Below are 17,318 nucleotides of genomic sequence, written 5' to 3' on the forward strand. Positions count from 1 at the left end.
GGTGCATTTTGATCGGGTTAAAAGAGAGCCGCTCCTGCAAGAGAAGCTTTATGTGGATGATGTGTCTTATCTGAAGGAGAAATATTTTGAGCGGAGCGCTGAAGAGTTTTTGGCTAAGTCTTGGCCAGATTATGTTAATGTGGAGGGGTTAAGTTGGGGGTGGTGCTATCAATCACTTGAGCTATTGATTGAGTTGTATTCAGGAGGCGAGCCATTAGAGACCCTCCGGCCCTATGCTGAGCACGTGTTTTCTCAGTTTCAGCGTCATAAACAGGCCTATCCGAGCTTCTCGCTGAAACTATGGGAGCCCGACGCATACCAATTTGCTCTTTGGCTTTTGTCTTTGGCAGTGCTGTTGAATATGCCCGGGCGCCTCACGCAAATTGTAGGCTATTTAAGTAAAGATCCTGATGACGGTGAAGACATCTTGTTGCGACAACTGTTTTCTCGTGTTGGGGTGACTATCCCTGGGAGCACATTGATTCATGAGCGCCCTTATCATGAATTGCTCAATGCTTTAAATACTGAGAAGGATGAGCAGCAACAGTCAATGCGTAGTTACCTGAAGCAGTGGTATCGAGGCATGCGCAACTGTTATTGGCATGATCGGCACAAAGTACGAAGCGATGCGGGTTTCTTTGGCTACTGGGCATTTGAGGCAGGATTGGTCACTGTGCTGTGGGGCGTCGACGATGCACCCTACAGAGACCTTCCTTTTTACCCGAAGGATTTGGTAGACGATGCTCGCAAGCGTCAAGTGATCAAAAGCTTCCCAGAACACCTGCAAAGTGCGCCGTATTCGGATGCACTTGCCAAGTCGGGTGAAATTTGCCCGCGCACGGGAGTGTGGGTGTGTGATGAATGGGCTGTAGGGCCTCAGACATTCATGCAAGGCGTAGAGATGCCGAGCGAAAATGGGCGCTCCGTGGTTTGGCGCTTGGTGAAAGGCTTATAGCGTGCGGGAGGGCCTATGGACCCGTTCGACAGCATCAAGCGCGACCCGTGGATGGTCGAGCAGCATTACCACGCCTCGACCCGTGAAAAAGAGCAGGAGTTTGCCGACCCTGATACCCAGGCATTGCTGGCCGAGTCCGCCGAGCGCAAGCATCATTACCGTGGCCTCAGTCGCGACTGGGCGCACATGGCACTTGAGCTGGCCATCCAGCGCTACTCGGGTGGCGAGCCGATGGAACTGGTGGAGGCCTATGTTGATTACGCGTTCGCCCAGTTCACCCGGCATTTTACGGCGTACCCGACAACCTGCGAGCAACTGCGCCCCTGGGTGGCGGACGAATACCGGGTTGCTTTGTGGCTGCTGTCGTTGGCCGTGCTGTGCGGTTACCCCGATCGTGTCGGCCAGGTGCTGGGCTGGCTGAACCAGGACGACGAGCGCAGCCCCGACCTGCTGCTGCATCGCCTGTTCCTGCGGCTGGGCAAGGCATACCCGGGGACCTCGCTGCTTCACCCCGAGACCTACGCCGCCTTGCTGGAGAGCCTCGACCTGCGTGGCCAAGCGCAGCATGAAGCGCTCTTGCGCTATCTCGAACGCTGGTATGCCAAGGCGCACGTCTGCTATTGGCACGAGCGCCATGCCCGGGCACGGGGTGACCACCTGGGCTACTGGGCATTCGAAGCGGCGCTGGTAGCGTTTTTATGGTCTGTGCCAAGGGATGCTCTGGAGAGCGCCCCACATTTTTTTCCAAAGGCACTCATCGCAAGGGCGCATTACCGACGACTGGGCAAGCAGTTCCGCGACCCGGAAACCGCCAGGCGCGAGGACGCTCCTGGCTGGCCTTCTGGCACCCCTTGCCCATGGCCCGGTCATTACACCTGCGTCGAGCGCAGTGTGGGTGAACAGGTGTTCATGCACCAGACACCCTTCCCCAAGATCGATGGCCAGGTGGTGCACTGGCGGCTGTCGAGGACATTCTGATTGGCGCTGCCGGCATGAGTGCCTGGCGCTTTACATGATTCAGGAGTGGCGACAATGCCTGCCATCGTTCTGCTTGGTCACCCTCACCATTGCCCATTGTGCGGCTCCACCAGCGTCAGCAGCGGCTCCAGCCTGTTCTTCGTCAACGGCAGGGCGGCCGCCAGGGTTGGCGACAGGCTCGGCTGTGGGGCGGCGATCACCAGCGGCTCGGCGCTGATGATGGATGAAGGACAGCCGCTTGCTAGGGTAGGCGATGCTACCAGTCATGGCGGCGTCCTGGAAAATGGCGATAAAAGTTGGTTGCTCGATTAAGCGAAGTGGGAGCGGTTCAGCCCCCACAGGGAATGGGCAAGATCAGAGGCTGACGGCCTTGCCATCGGTGCGCGCTTGCGCCAACAGCAGGTTCAACTGGGCGACCTGCTGACGCAGCTGGTCACGTTCGTCTTTAAGTTTACGCAGCTCATCACGGCGCACGGAGACATAGAGGGTCTGGGGTGGGGTTGCTGGCATCAATGTACCCATGAGCACACCTCGCGGTTTTGGCTGGTGACAAGTCAAAGCGTAGACGCTTCACGCGGGGCGCATTCTGAATTCTTTCACCGGGCTTGGGAACTTTTTTGTTTATTGTGGTCTTGCCGTTCGTCGCTGAACCCTCGGGCGGCATGCTGGACTAATCTGAAAAGCTGGACTGTCGTCATCCATTTCGAAAAGGGAGCATTGGCTCATGCAACTGGGAATCATCGGGCTGGGCCGTATGGGCGGCAATATCGCAAGGCGCCTGATGCGCGCCGGTCACCGCACCGTGGTGCACGACCGCAACCGTGAAGCCATCACCGGCCTGGAGGGCGAAGGCGCCCAGGGCGCGCATGACCTCGGTGCACTGGTACAAAAGCTGAAAGCGCCGCGCGCGGTATGGGTGATGCTGCCGGCTGGCGACGCCACCGAGCAGACCATCGCCCAGCTGGCCGAAATGCTGGAGCCGGGCGATGCGATCATCGACGGCGGCAATACCTTCTACAAGGACGACATGCGCCGCGCCGCCGAACTGGCCAAGCGCGGCCTGCATTATCTGGACGTCGGGACTTCCGGCGGCGTGTGGGGCCTGGATCGCGGCTACTGCATGATGATCGGCGGCGAAAAGGACGTGTTCGAGCGCCTCGAACCGCTGTTCAAGGCGCTGGCGCCGGGCGTAGGCGACATCCCGCGTACCCATGGCCGCAGCGGCGAGCACCAGCGTGCCGAGCACGGCTACATCCATGCCGGCCCACCCGGCGCCGGGCACTACGTGAAAATGGTGCATAACGGCATCGAGTACGGCCTGATGCAGGCCTATGCCGAAGGCTTCGACCTGCTGCGCAGCAAAGGCGGCAACGAGCTGCCCGAAGACCAGCGCTTCGACCTGAACGTGGCCGAAATTGCCGAAGTATGGCGACGCGGCAGCGTGGTGACCTCGTGGCTGCTCGACCTCACCGCCGATGCGTTGGTGGCCGACCCTCAGCTGTCGCAATTCAGTGGCTCGGTGTCCGACAGTGGCGAAGGCCGCTGGACCATCGACGCCGCCGTCGAGCAGGCGGTGCCGGTGCCGGTGTTGTCCAGCGCACTGTTCGCGCGCTTCCGTTCGCGCCAGCAACAGGGCACCTACGGTGACAAGATTCTCTCGGCCATGCGCCTGGGCTTCGGTGGCCACGTCGAGAAGAAAGGCGAATGACTAAACAGACCCTTGCGGCCGCCCCCCCTTGTACCCTGTTCCTGTTCGGCGCCAATGGCGACCTGGTCAAGCGCCTGCTGATGCCCGCGCTGTACAACCTCAGCCGTGACGGTTTGCTGGACCGTAACCTGCGCATCGTCGGCGTTGACCATAACCCGGCCAGCGCCGAGGATTTCGCCGCGCGCCTGCACGCGTTCATGGTCGAGCGTGACAAAGGAAGCGAGGGCAGCGCCAAGTGCCTGGACGAGAAACTATGGGCCCGCCTGGCCAAGCGCCTGGATTACCAGACGGGCGACTTTCTCGATCCGGCCACCTACCAGGCCCTGGCCAGGCGCATCGACAAGACCCGCCATGGCAACGCCATCTTCTACCTTGCCACGTCGCCGCGCTTCTTCCCCGAGGTGGCGCAGCGCCTTGGGCAGGCCGGCCTGCTGGACGAATCTGCCGGTGGCTTTCGTCGGGTGGTGGTAGAAAAACCGTTCGGCACCGACCTGGCCAGCGCCGAGGCGCTCAACGCCTGCCTGCTGAAGGTGATGGGCGAGCGGCAGATCTACCGCATCGACCATTACCTGGGCAAAGAGACGGTGCAGAATATTCTGGTCAGCCGCTTTTCCAACGGCCTGTTCGAATCGTTCTGGAACAACCACTACATCGACCACGTGCAGATCACCGCAGCGGAAACCGTCGGTGTCGAGACCCGTGGTGCCTTCTATGACAGCACCGGCGCCCTGCGCGACATGGTGCCCAACCACCTGTTCCAGTTGCTGGCGATGGTGGCCATGGAGCCGCCGGCCGCGTTCGGCGCCGATGCGGTGCGCGGTGAAAAGGCCAAGGTGGTCGGCGCTATTCGCCCATGGTCGGCAAAAATGGCCCTGAAGAATTCCGTACGAGGCCAGTACAGCGCCGGCAAGCAGGGGCGCAAGCCGTTGCCAGGCTACCGGCAGGAGGCCAACGTCGCGCCGGATAGCCAGACCGAGACCTACGTGGCGCTGAAGGTGATGATCGACAACTGGCGCTGGGCCGGCGTGCCGTTCTACCTGCGCACCGGCAAGCGCATGAGCGTGCGTGACACCGAGATTGCCATCTGCTTCAAGCCCGCACCGTATGCGCAGTTTCGCGAGTCGGAGCTGGAACGGCCCAAACCCAACTACCTCAAAATCCAGATCCAGCCCAATGAAGGCATGTGGTTCGACCTGCAAGCCAAACGGCCCGGGCCAGAGCTGGTGATGGAGAATGTCGAGTTGGGTTTTGCCTACAAGGACTTCTTCAAGATGACCCCGGCCACTGGCTACGAGACGCTGATCTATGACTGCCTGACCGGTGACCAGACCCTGTTCCAGCGGGCTGACAACATCGAAAACGGCTGGCGAGCGGTGCAGCCGTTTCTCGATGCCTGGGCCCAGGGCGGCGAAGTGCATGAGTACTCGGCTGGCGAAGACGGGCCTGAGGCCGGCAATGAATTGCTGACTCGCGACAAGCGGGAGTGGCACCGGTTGGGGTGAGAGGTTTGCAAGCCTGTGCTGGCCCTTTCGCGGGCAAGCCCGCGCCTGCAGGGAATTCCATTTTCCCTCAGGCACCTGCGAAGAGGCCAGCACAGGCAACCACACAAAGGAGACCTAATGCCTGCCCATATCGAAGACTACGCCCTGCTGGGCAACTGCCGCAGTGCGGCGCTGGTCAGCCGCGATGGCGCGCTGGACTGGCTGTGCCTGCCACGCTTCGACGCCCCCGCCGTGTTCGCGGCCCTGTTGGGCAACGAAGAAAATGGCCGCTGGCGCCTGGCCCCTTGCGACCCGGTAACGCACAGCAGCCGCCAATACCTGGGCGACACCCTGGTGCTGGAAACCACTTGGGTCACCGCCAGCGGTCGTGCCCGGGTGCTCGACTTCATGCCCCTGGGCGAAGTCAATTCAGTGGTGCGCATCGTCGAAGGCTTGTCTGGCGAAACCCATTTCGAAATGGACCTGGTCATGCGCTTCGACTACGGCCGCAGCGTGCCCTGGGTGGAACGACTGGACCCACTGACCCTCAGCGCCGTCGCCGGCCCTGACCGGTTGATCCTGTGCAGCACCGTGCCCCCGCAAGCCCGCGACCACCATACCGGCTGCCGCTTTCGCGTCAGCACGGGCCAGCGCCAGGTCTTCAGCCTGCGTCACCAGCCCTCGCACTTGCCGGTGCAGCCTGACTGCAACATCGACCAAGCCCTGGCAAACACTTGCGAGCAATGGCAGGCCTTCGCCGACCGCTGCCCGCAGGTAGGGCCGTATACCGCCCTGGTGCGCCGCTCGCTGCTCACCCTCAAGGCCATGACCTACGCTCCCACCGGCGGTATTGTCGCTGCCGTCACCACGTCGCTGCCCGAGCGTGTGGGCGGGGAGCGCAACTGGGACTACCGCTTCTGCTGGCTGCGCGACGCGACCATGACCCTGCTGGCCTTCATGAACCTTGGCTACTTCGACGAGGCCCAGGCCTGGCGCGAGTGGCTGCTGCGCTCGGTGGCCGGCAACCCCGAGCAGATGCAGATCATGTATGGCCTGGCTGGCGAGCGCGACCTGCAGGAGTACACCTTGCCGTGGTTGGCCGGTTATGAGCATTCGCAGCCGGTGCGGGTGGGCAACGCCGCTTCGGCGCAGAGGCAACTGGACATCTATGGCGAACTGGCCGATGCGATGACCCAGGCGATCAAGGGCGGGTTGCCCCGCCACCCGCGCAGCGCCGCCATTTCGCGCTTGATATTGCCTTATGTCGAACGCATCTGGCGCGAGCCGGACGAAGGCATCTGGGAAGTGCGTGGCGGCCGGCAGCAGTTCGTGCACTCCAAGGTGATGGCCTGGGTCGCCTTCGACCGCGCCGCAGGGCTGGCCGACACCACGGAAGAAGGCCGCGAGCGTGGGCAGCATTATCGCCAGGTGGCTGACGAGATTCACCGCGACGTGTGCGAGCACGGCCTGGACCCCAGCGGCCGGTTCTTCGTCCAGGCCTATGGTTCGACCGAAATGGACGCCAGCCTGTTGCAGATCGCCCTGACCGGCTTCCTGCCGGCGGATGACCCACGCTTCATGCGCACCCTCGAACAGATCGAACAGCGTCTGATGAAGAACGGCCTGCTGCTGCGCTATGACAGTGACAGCTGCAGCGACGGCCTGACGCCGGGAGAGGGCACCTTCCTGGTGTGTTCGTTCTGGCTGGCTGACGTTTATGTATTACTGGGGCGCCAGGCCAAAGCCGAAGCGCTGTACCAACACCTGACCGGCCTGTGCAACGACCTCGGCCTGCTGGCCGAACAGTACGACCCGGCCGGCCAGCGCATGCTCGGCAACTTCCCCCAGGCCTTCAGCCAGATAGGCATCATCAACACCGCGCTGAATCTGCACCGCGCACAGTGCCCGGCGCGCGACCGGGCGCGTTGTGGGTAGCGAATGAGTAGGGCGACTGCCTTGACCGGAGTAGACTAGGCCAAACCCTTTCGGCACGGAGCATACATGGGCATTCGCGGTACTGACCGGCAGATCGACAACATCGAGTTCAATGTCAGCGACATCTCACGGAGCAAGGCCTTCTATGGCAGTGTGTTTGGCTGGGCGTTCACCGACTACGGGCCGACCTACACCGAGTTCAGCGATGGCCGGTTGACGGGTGGCTTCACCACGGGTGAGCCGGTGCGCCCGGGCGGGCCGCTGGTCATCCTGTACGCTGACGACCTGGAGGCCACGCAGCAACGGATCGAAGCTGCCGGGGCGAAAATCAGCCGGGCGACCTTTGCCTTCCCCGGCGGGCGGCGCTTTCATTTCATCGACCCGGACGGTTATGAGCTGGCGGTGTGGACGGCCCAAGCCTGATGGCCAATCACAAGATCGAAATCCGCCGACGCAATATCGAAAAAATCCTGCAAGCGGCGGAAAAGGTGTTTGCCGAGAAGGGCTATGGCGCCACCTCCATGGGGGATATCGCCGAGCAGGCTGAGCTGCCACGCTCCAACCTGCATTATTATTTCAGCACCAAGGACGAGCTGTTCCGCGCGGTGCTGCAGGACCTGCTGGATGTGTGGAAGCAGGACGCCCTGTGCTTCGAGAACTTCGACGACCCGCGTGTGGTGCTGACCAGCTACATCCGGGCGAAGATGGGGCATTCGCGCTCGCGGCCGCTGGGCTCGAAAATCTGGGCCGAAGAGATGCTGCACGGGGCGCCGGTGCTGGGGGTTAACCTCGACGAAAGCCTGGTGCCCTGGGCGAAGATGAAAGAAGCCAAGATCCGCTGTTGGGTGGAAGAGGGGCGCATCCTGCCGGTGGAGCCGTCGGCGCTGCTGTACATGATCTGGGCCTCGACCCAGCATTACGCCGACTTCGGCTACCAGGTGCAGTTGCTAAACGGCGGCGAGATGCTGTCGGACATGGCGTTCGAGAGTGCGGTGCAGACGGTGACCAGCGTAATCTTGAGGGGGATCGGGCTGGAGCCGTGAACCGGCGATGGAGGCCGCTGCGCGGCATTCGCGGGCTTGCCCGCTCCCACAGGTTCTGCGCTGTCCTCAGAAATGGCGCAGTCCTGTGGGAGCGGGCAAGCCCGCGAAGGGCTGCATGGCAGCCCCCATTGCTTCAACTGGCCTCGCGGTACGGGTTACGCGGATCCTGCGTCCAGTTCAGGTACGGCTTGCCGGTATCCTGTGCCTCCATTTCGATGCAGTTTTCCACCGGGCAGGTGATCTGGCACAGGTTGCAGCCTACGCATTCCTCTTCGATCACACTGTAGGCATGCGTGCCGTCAGCCTTCAGCGTGCTGGCAATCGCCTGGTGCGAGGTGTCCTCGCACGCAATGTGGCAGCGCCCGCAGCCAATGCACGCCTCCTGGTCAATGTGCGCTACCGATTTATAGTTGATATCCAGGTATTTCCAGTCGGTGGTGTGCCCCACCGCCTGCCCGCGGAACGCTTCGATAGTGGCATGCCCATGCTGGTCCATCCAGCGTGCCAGGCCGTCCTGCATGTCCTCGACGATACGGAAACCATGCAGCATCGCTGCCGTGCACACCTGCACGGCGCCACTGCCCAGGGCCATGAACTCGGCGGCGTCACGCCAGTTGCCGATGCCGCCAATGCCACAAATCGGCAAGCCCCGCGTTTCCGGGTCGCGGGCGATTTCCGCCACCATGTTCAAGGCAATCGGCTTCACTGCCGAACCGCAATAACCGCCATGGGTGCTCTGGTCTCCGACGATCGGGTGGGCCACCATGCGGTCCAGGTCGACGCTGGTGATTGAGTTGATGGTGTTGATCAACGACACGGCATCGGCCCCGCCTCGATGCGCGGCGCGGGCCGACTGGCGGATATCGGTGATGTTCGGCGTAAGCTTCACGATCACCGGCAGCGCGCAGTACGTCTTGCACCAGCGGGTGACCATTTCCACATATTCCGGCACCTGGCCGACGGCCGCCCCCATGCCGCGCTCCGGCATACCGTGCGGGCAACCGAAGTTCAGCTCGATGCCATCGGCCCCCGTGGCTTCCACCAGCGGCAGGATGAACTTCCACGATTCCTCTATGCACGGCACCATCAGCGACACGATCAGTGCGCGGTCGGGCCAGTCCTTCTTCACCTGGGTGATCTCGCGCAGGTTGATTTCCAGGGAGCGGTCGGTGATCAACTCGATATTGTTGATCCCCTGTACCTGACGGTTGGGGCCATAGTGCGCCGAGTAGCGCGACGACACGTTGACCGCCGCAGGGTCTTCGCCCAGGGTCTTCCAGACCACGCCGCCCCAGCCGGCCTCGAAGGCGCGGACCACGTTGTAGGCCTTGTCGGTTGGCGGTGCGGAGGCCAGCCAGAAGGGGTTGGGTGCCTTGATGCCGGCAAATACGATAGACAAGTCGGCCATTTACGCTGCCTCCACGTTGAGCATGAGTTGGGCATGGATGGCTTCGGCGGCCAGCTTGCCGTGTTGCACGGCCTGCACGGTAAGGTCCTGCCCCAGCGCGGTGCAGTCGCCGCCTGCGTACACGCCCGGCAGGCTGGTCTGCAGGTTTTCGTCAACGCGGATGCGCTCACCCTCGCGGGCCAGTTGCGCAGCCACCGGGTCGGCGAGGCTGGCATCGTCAAAGCGTTGGCCAATGGCCTTGAAAATGGCGTCCGCAGCCAGCTCGAAGGTTTCGCCGGTATCGCGCAGGCGGCCTTCCGCCAGCTCGGTGCGGGCAAAACGCATGCCGCGGACCCTGCCGGCGTCATCCAGCAGCACGGCATCAGGGCGGGCCCAGGTGTGCAGGCGTACCTGGTTGGCCTTGGCAATGTCCTGCTCGTGGCCGGTCGCGCCCATGTCGGCGTGGCCACGGCGATAAACCAGGTTGACGTCGCGGGCACCCAGACGGCTCATCTGCACGGCCATGTCGATGGCCGTGTTGCCAGCACCGATCACCAGGCAGCGGTCGGCCAACGGTAGCTGGCTCAGGTCATCGGCCTGGCGTAGCTCACGGATGTACTCGGTGGCGGCGAGCATGCCGGGTGCTTCCTCGTCGGGCAGCCCTAGCTGGCGCACGGCATTCAGGCCGAGGCCCAGGAACACCGCGTCGTACTGATCGCGCAGTTCGCCCAGGCTGAGGTTGCCACCCAGGCGCTGGCCATGGCGGACTTCGATACCGCCAATGCCCAACAAGAAATCCACTTCACGCTGGGCATAGTCGTCTACCAGCTTGTAGCGGGCGATGCCGTACTCGTTGAGGCCACCGGCTTTGTCGCAGGCCTCGAACACCACCACGTCATGCCCGTGCATGGCCAGGCGGTGGGCGCAGGACAGCCCTGCCGGGCCGGCGCCCACCACGGCGATACGCTTGCCGGTGGCTGCCGAGCGCTTGAACGGGTGTGCGCTGAACTGGGCGTTGTCCAGGGCGTAACGCTGCAGTTGGCCGATCAGCACCGGCGCGCATTCCTGGGCGTTGTTGCGCACGCAGGCTTGCTGGCAGAGGATTTCGGTGGGGCACACGCGGGCGCAACTACCGCCCAGAATGTTGGCCGAAAGAATGCGCTCGGCGGCGCCTTGCAGGTTTTCGTCACTGATGCGGTGTATGAACGAGGGGATGTCAATTTCGCTGGGGCAAGCGTTGACGCAGGGGGCGTCGTAGCAGTACAGGCAGCGTGCACTTTCCAGGGCGGCCTGGCGCGCGGTGAGGGGTGGGGCCAGGTCGCTGAAGCGCTCGGCCAACTGGTCGGCGCCGGCCCGGGGGCGCGGCAAATGGTTCAGGGCGTTGGTCACGGTTGTAGCCTCTCTATTTTTTTTTGGTGCAGGCGACAGGTATTGCGGTCGATTCTGGGGCCGCTCCCACAGGCGATGGCGGTCCTTGTGGGAGCGGCCTTGCGTCGCGATGGGCTGCACAGCAGCCCCAATGACTTCAGCGCTGAACAGGCATCGGCCGCTGATGCTCGGCCCGGCGCCCCAGCACCTCATACACCGCCGGGTACGCCGGCCGTTCCACATAGCGCCCCGCGCCCGGCTCGGCGCGCAGGTCGCCATCGGCCCAGAGCACCTTGCCCTGGCTGATGGTGTGGCTTGGGATGCCGCGCACGGTGCGGCCTTCGAAAATGTTGAAGTCCACTTGCTGGTGGTGGGTTTTGGCGGAGATGGTGCGGGTGCCCTGCGGGTCCCACAGCACCAGGTCGGCATCGGCACCCACGCGGATAGCGCCCTTGCGCGGGAACAGGTTGAAGATTTTCGCCGTGTTGGTAGAGGTCAGCGCGACGAATTCGTGCATCGACAAACGCCCGCTGTTGACCCCGGCATCCCACAGTACCGCCATGCGGTCTTCGATGCCGGCGGTGCCGTTGGGGATGCGGCTGAAGTCGTCGCGGCCCATGGCTTTCTGCTCGGCGCAGAAGCAGCAGTGGTCGGTGGCGGTGGTGTGCAGGTTGCCCGACTGCAAGCCGCGCCACAGCGCCTCCTGGTGTTCGCGTGGGCGGAACGGCGGGCTCATCACATAACCGGCGGCGGTGGCCCAGTCCGGGTCGCGGTAGACACTGTCGTCCAGCAGCAGGTGGCCGGGCAGCACCTCGCCATACACCGGCTGGCCCTTGCCTCGGGCATAGGCGATTTCATCCAGTGCCTCGCGGCTGGAAATGTGCACCAGGTACAACGGCGTGCCGAGGGTTTCGGCAATGCGGATGGCGCGGCTGGCCGCTTCGCCTTCAACCTGCGAGGGGCGCGACAGCGGGTGGGCTTCCGGCCCGGTCATGCCCTGGGCGAGCAGTTTTTTCTGCAGGTGGTACACCAGCTCGCCGTTTTCGGCATGCACGGTGGGCACCGCGCCCAGTTGCAGGCAACGCTCGAAGCTGGCCACCAGGGTATCGTCGGCGGCCATGATCGCATTCTTGTAGGCCATGAAATGCTTGAAGCTGTTCACCCCGTGCTTGGCCACCAGTTCGCCCATCTCTTCGGCCACCTGCTCGCTCCACCAGGTGATGGCGACGTGGAAGCCATAGTCGCTGGCGCTTTTCTGGGCCCAGCCACGCCAGGTGTGGAAGGCCTCCAGCAACGACTGCTGCGGGTTGGGAATGACGAAGTCGATGATCGAGGTGGTGCCGCCAGCCAGGCCCGCAGCGGTGCCGCTGAAGAAGTCCTCGCTGGCCACCGTGCCCATGAACGGCAACTGCATGTGGGTGTGCGGATCGATGCCCCCAGGCATCAGGTACTGGCCGCTGCCGTCGAGGATCTCGCAGTCGGTGGGCGGTTCGAGGTTTTGCCCGATGGCACGGATCAGGCCATCGGCACACAGGACATCGGCGGGGTAACTCTCTTCGTGGGTAACCACGGTGGCGCCACGGATCAACAGGGACATGCCGTTTTCCTCGCAGGCTGACCGGTCTTGGCCGGTTCTTTGCATTGTCATGGATGCAGGACGGGCAGGGCGGTCAATCCTGTCAGGCCTGACAAGATTCGAGGCTAGATGCTGATTCTGGATTCAGCAAGAAAATTTTCCCATTAAATTTGTGGTTTTTAAGTTGTTGATATCAATAGGAAAAAATTAACGCGCGAATGGGCTCCGGGGTTTTCCGGGTATTTGACTAACTTGACAAGATGAAAATCTGGTCGAGATTTCTAAGCACATTCCGCGTGCGAACTCCGGTCATCGAATCAGCCTGATGAGCGAAAAAATAGAAGAAAAACTGGAGAAGGGCCTATGCAACAGAGCAGATCGGAAGTGGTCGAGCAAGATGGCCTGTTCGAGCTGTCCGAGGGCAGCGATGTCCTCGACAGCCCGCGCTACAACCCCGACATAGCACCGACCAAGGTGCACCAGCGCACCTGGAACAAATGGCACATCACCGCCCTGTGGGTGGGCATGTCCATCTGCGTACCCACCTACACCCTCGGCGGTGTGCTCACCGCCTACTTCGGCCTTAGCGTTGGCGAAGCGCTGCTGGCGATTTTGCTGGCCAACGTAATCGTGCTGATACCGCTTACCCTCAATGCCTTTCCCGGTACCAAGTACGGCATCCCGTTTCCGGTGCTGCTGCGTTCGTCGTTCGGCATTCTCGGCTCCAACGTACCGTGCCTGATCCGCGCGGTGGTGGCCTGTGGTTGGTTCGGTATCCAGACCATGTTTGGCGGGCTGGCCATTCACCTGTTCCTGGGTTCGGTGTTCGACGGCTGGAAGGCGCTGGGCGGGACAGGCGAGGTGATTGGCTTCATGATCTTCTGGTGCCTGAACCTGTGGGTGGTGCTGCGCGGCGCCGAGTCGATCAAGTGGCTGGAAACGCTGTCGGCACCGCTGCTGGTGGCGGTGGGCGTCGGTCTGCTGTTCTGGGCCTTGCCGCACATGTCGATGACCGAGCTGTTGGCACAGCCGCCCAAGCGCCCGGAAGGGGCGAGCGTGGTCAGTTACTTCTGCGCCGGGCTGACGGCCATGGTCGGTTTCTGGGCGACACTGTCGCTGAACATTCCCGACTTCAGCCGCTACGCCCGCAGCCAGAAGGATCAGATTCTCGGGCAGATCTTCGGCCTGCCGCTGACCATGTTCCTGTTCGCTGCGCTGGGTGTGGTGCTGACCGCCGCTTCGGCGTCGCTGGTGGGCGAGACGGTGTCCGACCCGGTCAGCCTGATCGGCAAGATTCAAAGCCCGTTCTGGGTGGCCCTGGCCATGGCGCTGATCGTGATCGCCACGCTGTCGACCAACACCGCGGCGAACATCGTCTCGCCCACCAATGACTTCCAGAACATTGCCCCACGCCTGATCGGCCGAAGCCGCGCGGTATGGCTGACCGGCTTTATCGGCCTGGCGCTGATGGGGCATGAACTGCTGAAGAAGCTGGGCCTGATTGTCTCTGACCTTAGCCTGGAGAGCGTGTACTCCAACTGGCTGCTGGGCTATTCCAGCTTGTTGGGGCCTATTGCCGGCATCATGGTGGTGGACTACTTCCTGATCCGGCGGCAGAAGCTGGACCTGGCCGGGCTATACCGCGACGACGTGTATCCCGCGTGGAACTGGGCCGGTTTTGCCGCCTTCGCCTTGCCAGTTGGGCTGACGGTAATGGCGATTGGCAACAGCAGTTTCAGCTGGTTCTACGACTACGGCTGGTTCACCGGCTCGCTGCTGGGCGGTGCACTGTACGCCATGCTTGGCGGTTTGGCGGCACGCAACCCGGTGCGGCTGGCCAAACCCTCGCCTTGAGGCCTCGAAGAGGCCCGTACAAACAATAAGAAGCCTGAAGGAGAAGCCCGTGACCCCCGTCAAAGAGATCCTGAAGACCAACGCCCGTCACGTCGACAGCACCCGCCTGTGGCAGTCGCTGATGGACCTGGCCCAGCTCGGTGCCACTGCCAAGGGCGGTGTCTGCCGCCTGGCCTTGACCGACCTCGACCGCCAGGCCCGTGATCTGTTCGTGCAGTGGTGCGAGGCGGCTGGTTGCTCGGTCAGCATCGACGCCGTCGGCAACATATTCGCCCGCCGCCCGGGCCGTAACCCCAAGCTGCCGCCGGTGATGACCGGCAGCCATATCGACACCCAGCCCACTGGCGGCAAGTTCGATGGCTGCTTCGGGGTGATGGCCGGGCTGGAGGTGATCCGCACCCTCAACGACCTTGGCGTGGAAACCGAAGCGCCGCTCGAAGTGGTGGTGTGGACCAACGAAGAAGGTTCGCGTTTTGCGCCGTGCATGATGGGGTCTGGGGTGTTCGCCGGCAAGTTCACCCTGGAAGACACCCTGGCCAAGCGCGATGCCCAGGGTGTCAGCGTTGGCGAAGCATTGAACACCATTGGCTACGCCGGTCCGCGTGCCGTGTCGGGGCACCCGGTGGGGGCGTATTTCGAAGCGCATATCGAGCAGGGTCCTATCCTTGAGGACCAGGCCAAGACCATCGGCGTGGTCCTCGGCGCCCTGGGCCAGAAGTGGTTCGACCTGACCCTGCGCGGTGTTGAAGCCCATGCCGGCCCTACGCCGATGCACCTGCGCAAGGACGCCCTGGTGGGTGCAGCCGCTGTGGTAGAGGCGGTCAACCGCACGGCACTTGCCCACCAGCCCCACGCCTGTGGCACGGTGGGTTGCCTTCAGGCGTACCCGGGCTCGCGTAACGTGATCCCGGGCGAAGTGCGCATGACCCTGGACTTCCGCCACCTCGAGGGCGAGCAGTTGAATGCGATGATTGCCGATGTGCGCGGGGTGATCGAGGCGACCTGTGCCAAGCATGGCCTGAGCCATGAGCTGGTGCCCACGGCCGACTTCCCGGCGCTTTACTTCGACAAAGGCTGTGTCGACGCCGTGCGCGAGTCGGCCAAGGCGCTGGGCCTGCCGCACATGGACATCGTCAGTGGCGCGGGGCATGACGCGATCTTCCTGGCCGAGCTGGGGCCGGCGGGGATGATTTTCGTGCCGTGCGAAAACGGCATCAGCCATAACGAGATCGAGAACGCCACGCCCGAAGACCTGGCGGCGGGCTGCGCGGTCTTGTTGCGGGCGATGCTGGCGGCGTCGGAGGCAATTGCCAGCGGGCGCCTGGCGGCCTAGGCACTGGCCTCAAGAAGGCCGTTACGGCCAAGGTGATAGCGCTGCAGGTCCTGCGCCAGGGTCAACTGCCCGCTGTAATGGGCGAGGGCCTCGTCGCGCACGTTGTCGATGTGCGGGCTGCGCCGTGGGTCGTTCTGGTAGCGGGCGCTGAAATGCGTCAGTACCAGGTTGCGCACGCCAGCGGCCTCGGCAAAGCGTGCCACCTCAGCGGCGGTGCTGTGGCCGAACGTGCCCCCGGTGCGTTCGACCACCGTCTGGGTGAAGGTGGCTTCGTGCACCAGTACATCCGCACCCCTGGCGACGGCTGCCAGCAGTTCTGGCTTGTCGTTGTCCCCGCACACGATCACCCGCCGGGGCGGACGCGAAGGGCGCAGGTAGTCGTTGCCGTTCAGCAGTTGCCCGTTGTACGTCACGGTCAACCCCTTGGCCAGCTCGCCCCACAGCGGACCACGCGGTATGCCCTCGGCGTCCAGGCGCTGGATGTCCAGGCGTGGCTCAGGGTTGATTTCGGTGAATACGAAACCCACGCTGGGCACCCGGTGCGACAGTTGCACGGTGGTCACCTGCAGGGTCTCGCTGCGCCATGCGATCAGCTCTTCCACGGACAACAGGCGCAGCTCGAACGGCAGGAAGGTGTCGCTGGCAACCAGGCCCTGGCGTACCCAGTCGTGCAGTACGGCGGGCAGGATCACTTCCAGCGGCTGGGTGCGCCCGCTCATGCCCGCGCTGGCCAGCAGGCCAGGCAGGCCGAAGCAATGGTCTCCATGCACGTGGGTGATGAAGATCGCGCGCAGGTCGCGGATCGAAAGCGGGGTGTGCAGCAGGCGGTGCTGGGTGCCTTCGCCGCAATCGACCAGATACCAGTGGCTGCCACTGGCTTCGATCACGGCTGTGGCGCTGACATTGCGTGCCTTGGTGGGCACCCCGGCGGAGGTGCCAAGGAACAGCAGGTCCATGCTCAGGCTCCTGTTTCAGGCCAGAAGCGGCCAAGGTGATACGGGGCGCACACCTTAGCCGGATTGCCGCCCGCCGTCGACGGCCTGCTAGTTATCCTGCCGCCAGATGAGCTCGCTGGTGTCATAACCTTGCTCTCGGGCGATTGTCAGCAGTTGCTCGCGCTGCTGGTCGGTGACCGCTGGCGTGCGCGAAAGCAGCCACAGGTACTCGCGGTTGGGGTGGCCGACCAGTGCCACGCGGTAGTCCTTGTCGTGGTAAAGCACCCAGTACTCACCCTTGGTCAGGCCCGGTGCCAGGCGGCTGAACCAGTTGTCGAAGCGCACCCACAGCTTGTCGGTGCTGCCCGGTTGCTGAGCCTCGGCGATGCCCTGGGCTTCATTCCACTGGCCGTCCTTTTCCTGGCAGCGGTTGGTTACATCGATACGGCCGTCCTCGCGCAAGCCGTAGCGCGCCTCGGACTTCACGCAGTTACGCTGGAAGAACATCGGCAGTCGCGCCAGTTCGTACCAGGTACCCTGATAGCGTTGCAGGTCCACCTGCTGGGTACGCGGCGGTGCCGGGTGATCGTTGCCGGCGCAGCCGAGCAGGGCCAGGGTCATGCAGGAAAGCAGCAGTGTTGTGCGCAGCGCCATGGGTGACCTCCTTGGAGCGGATGGGGCGTACCTGTGTTTCGACGCCTGTGCGGGGAAAAAGTTGTAGACGATCTTGCCTGCGGCGAAACCCATGCAGGAGCGGGTTTGCCC

The 17,318-nt window shown here is 63.2% G+C and carries 16 protein-coding genes; 10 read left to right on the forward strand and 6 right to left on the reverse strand.

From position 1 onward, the window contains the following. The first annotated feature begins 1 nt into the window (after window position 1). The 3 genes from ACI7M0_RS09315 to ACI7M0_RS09325 are packed head-to-tail and all read left to right on the forward strand — an operon-like array spanning window position 2 to window position 2,245. Complete coding sequence (locus ACI7M0_RS09315) at window positions 2-955, forward strand: PoNi-like cognate immunity protein (RefSeq protein ID WP_177413595.1); 954 nt, start codon at window positions 2-4, stop codon at window positions 953-955. Between the two features lie 15 nt (window positions 956-970). Then, window positions 971-1,933 (forward strand): PoNi-like cognate immunity protein, encoded by a 963-nt coding sequence (locus ACI7M0_RS09320; protein ID WP_129931993.1) that lies wholly within the window; start codon window positions 971-973, stop codon window positions 1,931-1,933. Window positions 1,934-1,987: 54 nt separating this feature from the next. Continuing rightward, on the forward strand, window positions 1,988-2,245 hold the full coding sequence (locus ACI7M0_RS09325; protein WP_129931992.1) for a PAAR domain-containing protein: 258 nt from the start codon (window positions 1,988-1,990) through the stop codon (window positions 2,243-2,245). Between the two features lie 42 nt (window positions 2,246-2,287). On the opposite strand, the gene ACI7M0_RS09330 is transcribed toward ACI7M0_RS09325, so the two are convergent. Further along, complete coding sequence (locus tag ACI7M0_RS09330; protein ID WP_014860810.1) at window positions 2,288-2,455, reverse strand: DUF6026 family protein; 168 nt, start codon at window positions 2,453-2,455, stop codon at window positions 2,288-2,290. 202 nt (window positions 2,456-2,657) lie between these two features. On the opposite strand from ACI7M0_RS09330, the gene gnd reads away from it, so the two are divergent. The 5 genes from gnd to ACI7M0_RS09355 all read left to right on the forward strand — a co-directional run bounded on the left by gnd (window position 2,658) and on the right by ACI7M0_RS09355 (window position 8,100). Beyond that, window positions 2,658-3,641 carry a phosphogluconate dehydrogenase (NAD(+)-dependent, decarboxylating) gene (gene gnd / locus ACI7M0_RS09335; protein WP_064491943.1) on the forward strand — a complete coding sequence of 328 codons (984 nt, stop codon included), beginning with the start codon at window positions 2,658-2,660 and terminating at the stop codon, window positions 3,639-3,641. After that, window positions 3,638-5,143 carry a glucose-6-phosphate dehydrogenase gene (gene zwf / locus ACI7M0_RS09340; RefSeq protein ID WP_012051802.1) on the forward strand — a complete coding sequence of 502 codons (1,506 nt, stop codon included), beginning with the start codon at window positions 3,638-3,640 and terminating at the stop codon, window positions 5,141-5,143. The genes gnd and zwf overlap by 4 nt, the downstream gene beginning before the upstream one ends. 117 nt (window positions 5,144-5,260) lie before the next feature. Then, window positions 5,261-7,057 carry a glycoside hydrolase family 15 protein gene (locus tag ACI7M0_RS09345; protein ID WP_129931991.1) on the forward strand — a complete coding sequence of 599 codons (1,797 nt, stop codon included), beginning with the start codon at window positions 5,261-5,263 and terminating at the stop codon, window positions 7,055-7,057. Between the two features lie 66 nt (window positions 7,058-7,123). Then, the gene (locus tag ACI7M0_RS09350) at window positions 7,124-7,480 is read left to right on the forward strand and encodes a VOC family protein (RefSeq protein ID WP_003251273.1); all 357 of its coding nucleotides are present in this window, start codon (window positions 7,124-7,126) and stop codon (window positions 7,478-7,480) included. Continuing rightward, window positions 7,480-8,100 carry a TetR/AcrR family transcriptional regulator gene (locus tag ACI7M0_RS09355; RefSeq protein ID WP_028697673.1) on the forward strand — a complete coding sequence of 207 codons (621 nt, stop codon included), beginning with the start codon at window positions 7,480-7,482 and terminating at the stop codon, window positions 8,098-8,100. The genes ACI7M0_RS09350 and ACI7M0_RS09355 overlap by 1 nt, the downstream gene beginning before the upstream one ends. A gap of 133 nt (window positions 8,101-8,233) precedes the next feature. On the opposite strand, the gene preA is transcribed toward ACI7M0_RS09355, so the two are convergent. The 3 genes from preA to hydA all read right to left on the reverse strand — a co-directional run bounded on the left by preA (window position 8,234) and on the right by hydA (window position 12,452). Beyond that, window positions 8,234-9,508 carry an NAD-dependent dihydropyrimidine dehydrogenase subunit PreA gene (gene preA, locus ACI7M0_RS09360; RefSeq protein WP_064491940.1) on the reverse strand — a complete coding sequence of 425 codons (1,275 nt, stop codon included), beginning with the start codon at window positions 9,506-9,508 and terminating at the stop codon, window positions 8,234-8,236. Continuing rightward, on the reverse strand, window positions 9,509-10,876 hold the full coding sequence (locus ACI7M0_RS09365; protein WP_129931990.1) for an NAD(P)-dependent oxidoreductase: 1,368 nt from the start codon (window positions 10,874-10,876) through the stop codon (window positions 9,509-9,511). Between the two features lie 136 nt (window positions 10,877-11,012). After that, entirely contained in the window at window positions 11,013-12,452 is a 1,440-nt protein-coding gene (hydA, locus tag ACI7M0_RS09370) for a dihydropyrimidinase (protein ID WP_014590358.1), read from the reverse strand. Window positions 12,453-12,794: 342 nt separating this feature from the next. Between hydA and ACI7M0_RS09375 the strand changes: the two genes are divergently transcribed. Together ACI7M0_RS09375 and ACI7M0_RS09380 are read left to right on the forward strand one after the other, a co-directional pair. Further along, window positions 12,795-14,285, forward strand: coding sequence for an NCS1 family nucleobase:cation symporter-1 (locus ACI7M0_RS09375; RefSeq protein ID WP_121161320.1), 1,491 nt, complete (start codon window positions 12,795-12,797; stop codon window positions 14,283-14,285). A 49-nt stretch (window positions 14,286-14,334) separates the two neighbouring features. Continuing rightward, window positions 14,335-15,618 (forward strand): Zn-dependent hydrolase, encoded by a 1,284-nt coding sequence (locus tag ACI7M0_RS09380; RefSeq protein ID WP_121161322.1) that lies wholly within the window; start codon window positions 14,335-14,337, stop codon window positions 15,616-15,618. On the opposite strand, the gene ACI7M0_RS09385 is transcribed toward ACI7M0_RS09380, so the two are convergent. Further along, on the reverse strand, window positions 15,615-16,574 hold the full coding sequence (locus ACI7M0_RS09385; protein ID WP_129931989.1) for a ribonuclease Z: 960 nt from the start codon (window positions 16,572-16,574) through the stop codon (window positions 15,615-15,617). The genes ACI7M0_RS09380 and ACI7M0_RS09385 overlap by 4 nt on opposite strands. Before the next feature lie 87 nt (window positions 16,575-16,661). Continuing rightward, window positions 16,662-17,207, reverse strand: a complete 546-nt coding sequence (locus tag ACI7M0_RS09390; protein ID WP_104886356.1) for a lipocalin family protein — start codon at window positions 17,205-17,207, stop codon at window positions 16,662-16,664. Window positions 17,208-17,318 lie beyond the last annotated feature (111 nt).

The sequence above is a fragment of the Pseudomonas sp. 10(2024) genome (assembly GCF_045164175.1).
Classification (GTDB): Bacteria; Pseudomonadota; Gammaproteobacteria; order Pseudomonadales; family Pseudomonadaceae; genus Aquipseudomonas; species Aquipseudomonas alloputida.

What these genes read in the sequence shown, in the direction of transcription:
- preA (WP_064491940.1), bottom strand. Translation starts at nt 9,508, where the DNA reads ATGGCCGACTTGTCTATCGTATTTGCCGGCATCAAGGCACCCAACCCC.
- hydA (WP_014590358.1), bottom strand. Translation starts at nt 12,452, where the DNA reads ATGTCCCTGTTGATCCGTGGCGCCACCGTGGTTACCCACGAAGAGAGT.
- ACI7M0_RS09390 (WP_104886356.1), bottom strand. Translation starts at nt 17,207, where the DNA reads ATGGCGCTGCGCACAACACTGCTGCTTTCCTGCATGACCCTGGCCCTG.
- ACI7M0_RS09320 (WP_129931993.1), top strand. Translation starts at nt 971, where the DNA reads ATGGACCCGTTCGACAGCATCAAGCGCGACCCGTGGATGGTCGAGCAG.
- ACI7M0_RS09330 (WP_014860810.1), bottom strand. Translation starts at nt 2,455, where the DNA reads ATGGGTACATTGATGCCAGCAACCCCACCCCAGACCCTCTATGTCTCC.
- ACI7M0_RS09350 (WP_003251273.1), top strand. Translation starts at nt 7,124, where the DNA reads ATGGGCATTCGCGGTACTGACCGGCAGATCGACAACATCGAGTTCAAT.
- ACI7M0_RS09355 (WP_028697673.1), top strand. Translation starts at nt 7,480, where the DNA reads ATGGCCAATCACAAGATCGAAATCCGCCGACGCAATATCGAAAAAATC.
- ACI7M0_RS09385 (WP_129931989.1), bottom strand. Translation starts at nt 16,574, where the DNA reads ATGGACCTGCTGTTCCTTGGCACCTCCGCCGGGGTGCCCACCAAGGCA.
- gnd (WP_064491943.1), top strand. Translation starts at nt 2,658, where the DNA reads ATGCAACTGGGAATCATCGGGCTGGGCCGTATGGGCGGCAATATCGCA.
- zwf (WP_012051802.1), top strand. Translation starts at nt 3,638, where the DNA reads ATGACTAAACAGACCCTTGCGGCCGCCCCCCCTTGTACCCTGTTCCTG.
- ACI7M0_RS09375 (WP_121161320.1), top strand. Translation starts at nt 12,795, where the DNA reads ATGCAACAGAGCAGATCGGAAGTGGTCGAGCAAGATGGCCTGTTCGAG.
- ACI7M0_RS09345 (WP_129931991.1), top strand. Translation starts at nt 5,261, where the DNA reads ATGCCTGCCCATATCGAAGACTACGCCCTGCTGGGCAACTGCCGCAGT.
- ACI7M0_RS09325 (WP_129931992.1), top strand. Translation starts at nt 1,988, where the DNA reads ATGCCTGCCATCGTTCTGCTTGGTCACCCTCACCATTGCCCATTGTGC.